Below are 9,257 nucleotides of genomic sequence, written 5' to 3'. Positions count from 1 at the left end.
AGCTACCTCGCAGGCCTCCATCTCCGCGCCTCGATGATCTGGATCAACGACCTCCTGAAAACAACCAGTTGATCGCAACCTCACACAGTCCCTAGCACCCGCACCGTCCCCGGTCACCTGGCGGCCCAGGTGACCGGGGACGGTGCGTGCGATCAGGCCGCCGGAACCGGGTAGGTCGGGTACTCCACCCCGGAGACGTGCTGGACGACGCGGATGACCTGGCAGGAGTAGCCGAACTCGTTGTCGTACCAGAGGTAGAGGATGGCGTTGTCGCCGTCCACCTTGGTGGCGCCGGCGTCGACGATCGAGGCGTGGCGTGAGCCCATGAAGTCGCTCGACACCGCGTCGGGGGCGGTGGTGAAGTCGATCTGGCGCTTCAGCGGCGAGGTCAGCGACACATTGCGGAGGTAGTCGAGGACCTCGTCGCGGGTGGTCTCGCGCCCGAGCCGCAGGCTGAGGATCGCGATGGAGACGTCCGGCACCGGGACACGGATCGAGCTGCCGGTGATCGGCGCCTTCAGATCGGGCAGCGCCTTGGCGACGGCGGAGGCGGCGCCGGTCTCGGTGATGACCATGTTGAGCGGCGCCGAGCGGCCGCGACGGTCCGCCTTGTGGTAGTTGTCCAGCAGGTTCTGGTCATTGGTGAACGAGTGGACGGTCTCCACGTGGCCGCGCAGGACGCCGTACTCGTCCGCCATCGCCTTCAGCGGCGGGACGATCGCGTTGGTGGTGCAGGAGGCGCAGGACAGGATCTGCTCGTCCGGCTTGATCGTGTCGTGGTTGACGCCGTGCACGATGTTGGGGACGTCGCCCTTGCCCGGCGCGGTCAGGACGACCTTCTCGATGCCGGGGCGCAGGTGCTTCGAGAGGCCCTCGCGGTCGCGCCACTTGCCGGTGTTGTCGATGAGGATGGCGTCCTTGATGCCGTACGCCGTGTAGTCGACCTCCGACGGGTCGTTGGCGTAGATCACCCGGATCTCGTTGCCGTTGGCGATGATCGTGCTGTTCGCCTCGTCGACGGTGATCGTGCCCTGGAACTGGCCGTGGATGGAGTCGCGCCGCAGCAGTGAGGCGCGCTTGACGATGTCCTGGTCACCGCCCTGGCGGACGACGATCGCGCGCAGTCGCAGGCCGTTCCCGGAGCCCGCCTTCTCGATCAGCAGGCGGGCGACGAGGCGGCCGATCCGGCCGAAGCCGTAGAGGACGACGTCACGCGGCGCGCAGCGCTCGATCTTGTTGGCGCCGGTGGCCCCGACGACGGCGCCCGCGGTGAATTCCGCCACCGACAGTCCCCGGTCGTCGGCCTTGTAGGTCGCGGCGAGCATGCCGATGTCGATCTGGGAAGGGCCGAGATCGAGGGTGGTGAGGGCCTGCAGGAAGGGCAGCGTCTCGGTGACCGAGAGCTCCTCACCGGCGATCTGCCGGGCGAACCGGTGGGTCTTCAGAATGCTGACCACCGACTTGTTCACCAGGGAGCGGCTGTGCAGCAGGACCGTGACGTCCCGCTCCCGGTGAAGCTTCCCGATGATCGGGATCATCGACTCCGCGATCTCCTCGCGGTTCTTCCAATTAGTGAACGAGTCGTCATTGACAGTCACAGTTTTATCTTTCGAGCTAGGCGGCGCTCATATGCTAACCCCACGCCGCTCCGGCTCTTCAGGGGGTGCCTGTCGCAGGGGCGCGCAAGGGTGCCCCGGGCCGGGCCCGGCCGGCGATCAGGGCCCGCGCCCGCTGCTCCTCGCGCCGCTCGATGTATTCCGCGTCACTTCACCGGATGCCGCCCCGAAGGGCGTCAGTCCTTGTGGAAGCACTGGATGTAGGCGTCACCGCTGATGCCATGGGTGTATTCGGTGGTGTCGTACGCCAGATACGGGTGGCGCACCACACGGATGGTGCGGAAGTGCGGGAGGTACTGCCAGCGCAGCTCCGGCTTGGTGCTGAAGAACGGGATGAAGACACCGCCGGGACGCAGCACCCGGACGACCTCCGGCATGGTCCTGGCCCACAGCTCCTTGTCGGTCCATACGCGCATGTCGAGCGCCGGGTCGAAGAACATCCCGTCGACGCTCTCCGAGGGCAGCTCGAAGACGCGCCGGAAGAAGTCACCGCGCTCGATGGTGAGGTTGCCGGGCAGTTCCGGATGCCGGGCGCGGAAGAGGTTCTCGACCTCGTCGAAGAGCTCCAGGACCGTGTGGCTGCGGGTCGCGGGGTGGCCCGCGATGCGCAGGGCGGAGAGACCGAGCCCGAGGCCGACCTCGTAGAAGTCGTGGCCGTGCTCGCACAGCAGGTCGGCACTGGCCCACATCAGGTCGCGCTCCCATGCCTGCATGGCCTGTTCGCCGCCGATGCTCAGGGTCACCTCGCCGTCGTGCTCGATGAGTTCGATCGCGGGCTTGGTCTGGTTCTCCATGACAAACCGTCCTTCGTCCGTCCGGTGGTGGGGGCCGAGGTGGTGCCGGGCGCCGCCTCAGGCGTGGCGGGGGATGACGCCGAAGTGCCGCCGGGCCGTGGAGACGGCGAGGTCCTGCACGGCGAACACCGTGAAGTAGTACGCCTGCGGTGCGGTACCGGGCGCGAACCGCACCCGGAAGGTGACGTCCCGGTGCTCCTCGGCGGAGCCCCGGACCTTGACCGTGGCCGGTTCGACCGTCGTGTCCTGGCGCAGGTACGTCGGCACGAACAGGCCCAGCCGTACGGGCCCGGGGCGGGACGCGAGCAGGTCGGCGCGCACCTCGAGCAGGCCGCCCTGCTCGACCTCGTCGGCGGCGTGGGCCAGCAGCGCGGGGGCGTCGGGCACGCGGAAGGTGACATCGCCGCAGCGCATGCAGACCGCGCAGGTCGTGTCCAGGATGTGCGGCAGCAGGCCGCGCCGGGTGAACTCCTGGGCCGGGCGCCCGCAGTGACACGTCACCTCCCGCACCTGCGGGTCCAGCGAGCTGCGGTCGCCGAAGTGGGCGGGGTAGTTCATGATCTCGTCCTCGGGGTTCGCCGTGACCGCCTCGGCGATGGCGTGGTCGAGCGACTGGAGATCCGCGGCGAGGGAGGAGCGGATCTCCTCGGAGGACTGGTCGGCGAGATGGGTGGGACGGGCCACCCACAGGTCCACCTTCCGGGCGAGCTTGCTCAGGCGGGGGCGCAAGCCGTGGTTGTGCGGCAGGAGTCCGGAGGCCAGCAGGGCGGTCAGGCGGCGTCCCGTCGTGAGCACCAGCCGGTCGGGGTGGTGCTCGGACGGCGCGGGCGCGGCGGGCGTCCGCGAGGGGTCCTCCGGCATGCCGAAGCGCATGAAGGCCGGGTAGGGGTGCGAGCCGGCGAGGCTGGCGTTGAGGGTGTCGACGGAGTCCGCCCCGGTGAGGGCGGCCCGCATCCACGCGACGTTCTCGGGCCGGTCGGAGTCGTGCACGGAGACGGCGGAGACGACGGTACGGGCGGGCCCGTCGAGGGCGTTGAGCAGCAGCTGGTACTTGGGGTCGTAGAGCGCGAGGTCGGCGAGCGGGCCGCTGTTGCAGGCGCTGAGCACCACCTCCACGGCCTCGACGCGATGGAGGGGGATCAGCTTGTCCTCGGGCTTGTAGCACGGCAGCCCGTAGGCGCAGCGCGGGCCGAGCAGCCCCGGGGCGGCGGGCACGGCGGGATTCAGGCCGCAGATGGTGAACTCACCGAGGTTGACGCTGTCGTCCTTGCCGTGGCCCTGGAAGACGACCCTGCGCCACCGGGTGCCGAGGATCTCACGCTGGATGTCACCGCGCTCGAAGTCACGGTCGTCGAAGATGCGGACACCGGGCAGATGGGGCGGCCGGTCCGTGTCGGTGAACAGGCCCAGCGCGTCGACACCAGGGGCGGGCCGGCCGTACTGCTTGGCGACGTTCCAGGCGACGGAGGCGTCGTCGCGCCCGCTCAGCAGCGTCAGCGCGCGTTCCGCACCCCGGTACGAGGCCAGCAGCAGCGCCCTGACGGGATCGAGAGTGAGCCGGTCGTAGCCGCTGACGACCACGAGCGATCCGGGATACCGGAATCCGGTGGCACCGTCCAGCTCCTCCTCCGGCAGCCAGCGCCGGGCGAGCGGGCGGGCCAACTCCACGACACCGTCGAGCAGTTCCCCCGACCCCAGCACGATGCCGAAGTCCACCCGTGGTGGTGGGCACACGCCGTCGTAGAGGCCGGCGGCCAGTTCCACGCTCCGGCCGAGATCCGCACGGCCCTCGACCGGTACGGGCACGGGCAGCCGGCCGGGGTCCGCCAGGAATTCCTTGACGGCACCGGCGAAACCCCCGCGGGCGACCGGACGGAAGACAGGAGCGGAAGGCGGTTCGGTGACGGAGCGGTTCATGGGGGTCTACCTCGTGTTTCTTGCGCCGGTCAGGTGGGAGGGGCGGAAACGGGCGGAAGACGGGGCGACGCGGTGGGCCCCGGGCCGCCCGGACAGCGCTCACGCCGGGCACTCCGCGGGCACGCCGGCACCATGGGCCAGCACCCCGCGGCAGGCGAACGCCAGCCCGGCCCCCGCCAGTGCCACGCCGGACGCCACCGCGAACACCCCGTGGGCACCGACCGGTTCGATGAGCAGACCACCGGCCTGCTGGCCCACCGCGTCACCCACCACGGTCGCCAGCGAGGCCCATGTGAACGCCTCGGTCAGCGACCTGCTGTCCGCCACCGTGCTGACCAGCGTCATCTCGGTCGCGGACACCAGAGCGATGGGCGCACTGCCCACCGCCAAGGCCACCGCAAGCGTCGGCTGCGAGGTGGCCGGCAGCGGCAGGGCCGTGCCGACGGCGAACGCGAACACCAGACGCGGGAAGCGCAGGTGCGCCGCCACGTTCGACTGGCTACGCCCGAGCCACAGCGCGCCGACCGCACTGCCGACACCCCAACAGGCGTACACCACACCGGTGCTGCCCCGGCCTCCGTGCTCGTCGACGAAGGCCGGAATGGCCAGGGTCATCAGCCCGACGGGCACGGAGCACACCGTCATGATGCTCATCAGCGCGAGCATCGGGACCTCTCTGAGGGGCCCCAGCAGGCCGCGCGGCCTCTTCTGCCCGGTGCCCTCCGGAAGCCGGGTGAAGGCGAGCCCCAGAGCACCGGCGCCCCCGACGGCGGCCACCGTCGTGAGCGCGAGCCCGGCGGAGCCCGACAGCATCAGGCCGGCCAGCATCAGCGGCGCCCCGATCACGAGGACCTCGGTGAGCAGCGCCTCCCACAGATAGGCGGTCTCCCGCTCCTCGTCCTTCAGGGGGAGCCGTGCCCACAGCGAGCGCATACAGGCGTTGGCCGGCGGCAGCGCGACCCCGGCGACGACCGCCAGGACCGGCTGGGCCCAGCCGCCGGGCCCGGTGGCCCACACCAGCGCGCCGAGAGCCGAGGGATGGAGGAGTCCGGTGGCGACGAGCACGGGGCGCATGCCGCCGCGGTCCACACGCCGGGCGATCAGCGGGCTGCCCAAGGCCATGCCGACCGTGTAGAGGGCGGCGACCAGGCCGGCCTGTGCGTAACTGCCGCCCTGCTCCCGCACCACCAGCACGACGGCCAGCGACATCAGATACACGGGCATCCTGGCGACCACGCTCCACCAAGCGGGCCCGGCCACATGACGGCGTGTGAGCAGATCGAGGAACCGGCGGGGCAGTCTCCGGGTCACCGTGTCAGTCTCCCTTCGGCGGCCGCGTCGGCCCGCTGTGCCGTGGCCGGGACGACATCGATGGTGAAGGCGTCGAGGACCGCTCGCATGCGGCGCTCCACCTCCCCGATCGATGTGCCTGTCACATGGACGTACCCGGACGCGTTGTGCGAGGCGCGGCGTGCCGCCACCGTATCGCCGGCGCCCACCTTGAGAACGGCCTCGACGACCCCGGGGATGCGCAGCAGTTCCTCGCCCGGGGTGACGGCCCGCACGGTGCCCGACCCCGGCAGGGGCAGCAGGAGGTCGCCCGCGCAGCGCCGCTCGCCGTAGCGGAGCGAGGGGCGGCGGCCGAGGTAGACGTCCAGGGTGGCGCCGAACACGTCGAAGCCGTAGGCGAGTCCGTGGTTCGCGGTGATCTCGCAGCCCGCCGGCCGTACCCCGATCTCACCGGCGTGGATCTCCCCGTCGACGAGGAAGAACTCCATGTGCAGATAGCCGTGGTCGATGCCCATGCCGGTGGTGACGGTCTGGAGCAGCGCGCGGAGGTCGACGGGCGGCCCCTCGTCGGTGGCCACGCTGATGTTGGCGTTCATCGCGCCGTCGACGATGTCCAGCGGGCGGCAGGGCATCGCGCTGGGCCAGGCGTCCAGCACCTCGCCGCCGTGGACGAGCCCGCACACCTCCCACTCGGTCCCGGCGAGGTGCTCCTCCACCAGCCAGTCCCGCGCGGTGAAGTCGATGTCTTCGAGACAAGCGGGCCCGGTGAGCCGGTAGGTGTCGACGCAGGCGAAGGAGTCCGTGGGCTTGAGCACCAGCGGCCAGCCGCAGAGCGCGGCGAACCGCTCGACGCCGGCCGCGTCCGCCACGCGCGCGTAGCGAGCGGTGCGCAGCCCCAGTTCCCGGAACTTGTCCTTCATCGCGGCCTTGTCGCGGACCCAGGTCACCTGCTGTTCCGTCAGGTGCGGCAGGCCGGCCAGCCGCGCGAACCGCTGGGCGACGGCCTGCCGGGGCTCCGAGGGGTTGCAGAAGCGCCCGGGGCGTACCGGCAGGCCGTCGGCCCATGTCGCGTAGCGCTCGGCCTCCTCTTCCAGGGGTGCGCCCGCGCGCACCCAGAAGGCGGGCAGGTGCGCGGTCCGGCGCAGGTGGTCGTCCGAGAGGTCGCGGCGGAGCTCGGCGAAACGCAGCAGCACCAGCCGCTCACCGAGTGCCTGGGCGGCGTGGCGGGTGAAGGTGGAGGCCCGGTCGTCCACCATCAGCAGCGCCGGTTCGTGCCCGCTCATACGGCCTCCAGGGCCTGGCGCAGGGCCTTGACCGCGAGAACCTGGCCGGGCTCGGGGAGTTCCGGCGACAGCGGCACGCACAGGGTGCGGTCGAGCAGGTCGCGGGTACGGGCGAAGCCGTCGCGGCTCAGGGCCAGGGGCCCGCCCGGCGCGAGGTTCCAGGGGAAGCCGTCGCTGTAGAGGGAGCGCCGTCCGGTGAGCACCGGGTGTTCGGGGAGGAGGTATTTGTTCAGCGTCCAGTTGGCGATACCCCGCTCGGTGAGCGTGGCCACGGCGGCGTCGCGCAGCTCCCGGCTCTCCCACCGGAAGCGCAGGCTGATCTTCGCGTCCCCCGCCGCTCGCGGCAGGACCTGGAGATCGTGGCGGTCGGGAAGTTCCTCCATGGCGAGGGCGTGCATGCGCTCCAGGCCCGCCAGCAGGTCGTCGAGGTGGCGGAACTGCTGGTACTGAATGGCCGCGACGCCCTCGCTGGTGACGAAGTTCTCCCCGTAATGGGCGTCCGGGTCCCACGTCGGATAGCGGCCGGGCACCCGCGCCGAGCCGTGGTCGTGGTAGCAGCGCATCGTCGCCCAGGCATCCGCGTCGCCGGTGACGACCAGTCCGCCCTCGCCCGAGGTGAGCACCTTGTTGTGGTGGAAGCTGAAGGTGCCCGCGTAGCCCGCGGTTCCCGCGTGCCGGCCGTCGGGAAACCGTGCGCCGAGCGCCTGGGCACAGTCCTCCACGACATAGGGCACGCCCTGCGGGAGGGCCGCCACCGTGCCTTCCATATGGGCGACGATCACCCGCCGCGTGCCCCGCGGCAGCAGCGTGGTGTCCAGCGAGAGGGAGTCGTCGACGTCGACGAGCACCGGGATCAGGCCGCTGGAGAGGACCGCGCCCGCGACGGCCACGAACGTGACCGCAGGGATGTGGACGAGGTCACCACTGCGCGGCCGGGTGGAGATCAGGGCGAGCCGGAGGGCCTCGGTGCAGTTGTGCACCGCCAGCACATGCCCCGCGCCCAGCCGTTCGGCGGCCCGCCGCTCCAGCCGGGAGGCGATGCTCTCGTCCTCCGTCTGATAGCGGAAGAGCACGCCGTGCTCGACGGCCTCGCGCAGCTCGCGCATGTCGGACCAGTCGAGGTAGTTGGCACCGTAGGGGAGGAAACGCTGTCCCAGCCGCTTGTCAAGAGTCATGGCGCATCGGGCTCCGTGATCGGGTACGCGGTGGCGTCGACGGTCATCTCCTGGCCCTGGTGGTTGCGGAGCCTCAGGCCGTCGGCGGTGCGGGCGAAGTACGGTCGCGCGAGGGGGATCTTGCCGATCCGGGTGGTCAGGACGTACTGCGGCACCCCGAACCCGGTGATGTGGCCCTGGAGGCCCTCCATGATCTCCCAGCCCTTCTCGACGGAGGTCATGAAGTGCGAGACACCGGTGACGTTGTCGCAGTGGTAGAGGTAGTAGGGGCGCACCCGGATGCGCAGCAGCTCCGTCATGAGCGTGCGCATCGTGGTGACGTCGTCGTTGATCCCGCGTAGCAGCACGGTCTGGTTGCCCACCGGGATGCCGTGCCGCAGCAGCCGGTCCACGGCGGCGGCGGACTCGGCCGTGATCTCCTTGGGGTGGTTGAAGTGCGTGTTCAGCCACACGGGATGGTGGCGCGCGAGCATCGCGCACAGCTCCTCGGTGATCCGCTGCGGCAGCAGCACCGGGAAGCGGCTGCCGATGCGGATGACCTCCACGCTGGGGATCGCCCGCAGCCCGGAGACGATCTCCTCCAGCTTGCCGTCCCGGTAGGACAGCGGATCGCCGCCGGTGAGCAGGACGTCCCGGATCTCCGGGTGCTCGGCGATGTAGCGCAGGTCCTCGTCGAACGCCCCGCCCTCGTCGTCACGGAAGTAGGTGCCGTGCACATCGGTGGTGTGGAACTTGCGGGTGCAATGCCGGCAGTAGACCGGGCATGCCTCGGTGACCAGCAGGATCACCCGGTCCGGGTATTTGTGCACCACCCGGTTGGTCTTGCGGTAGTACGTGTCACCGACCGGGTCGACCTCGGCACCGGGGAACTCCACCAGCTCTCCCGGCGCGGGCACGGCCTGGAGGCGGACCGGGCAGGCGGGGTCGTCGGGGTCCATCAAGGACGCGTAGTAGGGCGTGATGCTCCAGCGGTATTTCCCCGCCGACCCGGCGATGGCCTTCTCCTCCTCGGCGCTGAGGTTGATCCACTGGCGGGCCTTCCCGACGCTGGTGATGCGCTTGCGCATGTGCCAGCGCCAGTCGTCCCACTCGGCGGCGGGGACCCGGGGCCGGAAGGGAGCGGGGTCTGCGGTCGGTTCGGGTTCGCCGGGCGTTGCGGACATGGCGGCTCCAAGGGGCTCC

At 70.8% G+C, this 9,257-nt stretch carries 7 protein-coding genes; all 7 read right to left on the bottom strand.

All coding sequences use genetic code 11. From position 1 onward, the window contains the following. Positions 1-152: 152 nt before the first annotated feature. On the bottom strand, positions 153-1,598 hold the full coding sequence (locus tag ACZ4A5_RS18250) for a glyceraldehyde-3-phosphate dehydrogenase (protein WP_467584442.1): 1,446 nt from the start codon (positions 1,596-1,598) through the stop codon (positions 153-155). 194 nt (positions 1,599-1,792) lie between these two features. Further along, positions 1,793-2,410, bottom strand: coding sequence for a class I SAM-dependent methyltransferase (locus ACZ4A5_RS18245; protein ID WP_467584438.1), 618 nt, complete (start codon positions 2,408-2,410; stop codon positions 1,793-1,795). Positions 2,411-2,467: 57 nt separating this feature from the next. Then, the gene (locus ACZ4A5_RS18240) at positions 2,468-4,327 is read right to left on the bottom strand and encodes a hypothetical protein (protein ID WP_467584434.1); all 1,860 of its coding nucleotides are present in this window, start codon (positions 4,325-4,327) and stop codon (positions 2,468-2,470) included. Positions 4,328-4,426: 99 nt separating this feature from the next. Further along, positions 4,427-5,638: an MFS transporter gene (locus ACZ4A5_RS18235; RefSeq protein WP_467584431.1), complete on the bottom strand. Its 1,212-nt coding sequence runs from the start codon at positions 5,636-5,638 to the stop codon at positions 4,427-4,429. Then, on the bottom strand, positions 5,635-6,900 hold the full coding sequence (locus ACZ4A5_RS18230; protein WP_467584428.1) for an ATP-grasp domain-containing protein: 1,266 nt from the start codon (positions 6,898-6,900) through the stop codon (positions 5,635-5,637). The genes ACZ4A5_RS18235 and ACZ4A5_RS18230 overlap by 4 nt, the downstream gene beginning before the upstream one ends. After that, complete coding sequence (locus tag ACZ4A5_RS18225) at positions 6,897-8,075, bottom strand: DegT/DnrJ/EryC1/StrS family aminotransferase (RefSeq protein ID WP_467584425.1); 1,179 nt, start codon at positions 8,073-8,075, stop codon at positions 6,897-6,899. Before ACZ4A5_RS18225 ends, ACZ4A5_RS18230 begins: the two co-directional genes overlap by 4 nt. Then, positions 8,072-9,238 (bottom strand): arginine 2,3-aminomutase, encoded by a 1,167-nt coding sequence (blsG, locus tag ACZ4A5_RS18220; protein WP_467584422.1) that lies wholly within the window; start codon positions 9,236-9,238, stop codon positions 8,072-8,074. The genes ACZ4A5_RS18225 and blsG overlap by 4 nt, the downstream gene beginning before the upstream one ends. Between the last annotated feature and the right edge of the window lie 19 nt (positions 9,239-9,257).

It is taken from the genome of Streptomyces sp. NPDC025618 (assembly GCF_055558795.1).
Note: the sequence above shows the minus strand (reverse complement) of the source record. Positions and strands in the feature narration are given on the sequence as shown.

What these genes read in the sequence shown, in the direction of transcription:
- ACZ4A5_RS18245 (WP_467584438.1), bottom strand. Translation starts at nt 2,410, where the DNA reads ATGGAGAACCAGACCAAGCCCGCGATCGAACTCATCGAGCACGACGGC.
- ACZ4A5_RS18240 (WP_467584434.1), bottom strand. Translation starts at nt 4,327, where the DNA reads ATGAACCGCTCCGTCACCGAACCGCCTTCCGCTCCTGTCTTCCGTCCG.
- ACZ4A5_RS18230 (WP_467584428.1), bottom strand. Translation starts at nt 6,900, where the DNA reads ATGAGCGGGCACGAACCGGCGCTGCTGATGGTGGACGACCGGGCCTCC.
- ACZ4A5_RS18225 (WP_467584425.1), bottom strand. Translation starts at nt 8,075, where the DNA reads ATGACTCTTGACAAGCGGCTGGGACAGCGTTTCCTCCCCTACGGTGCC.
- blsG (WP_467584422.1), bottom strand. Translation starts at nt 9,238, where the DNA reads ATGTCCGCAACGCCCGGCGAACCCGAACCGACCGCAGACCCCGCTCCC.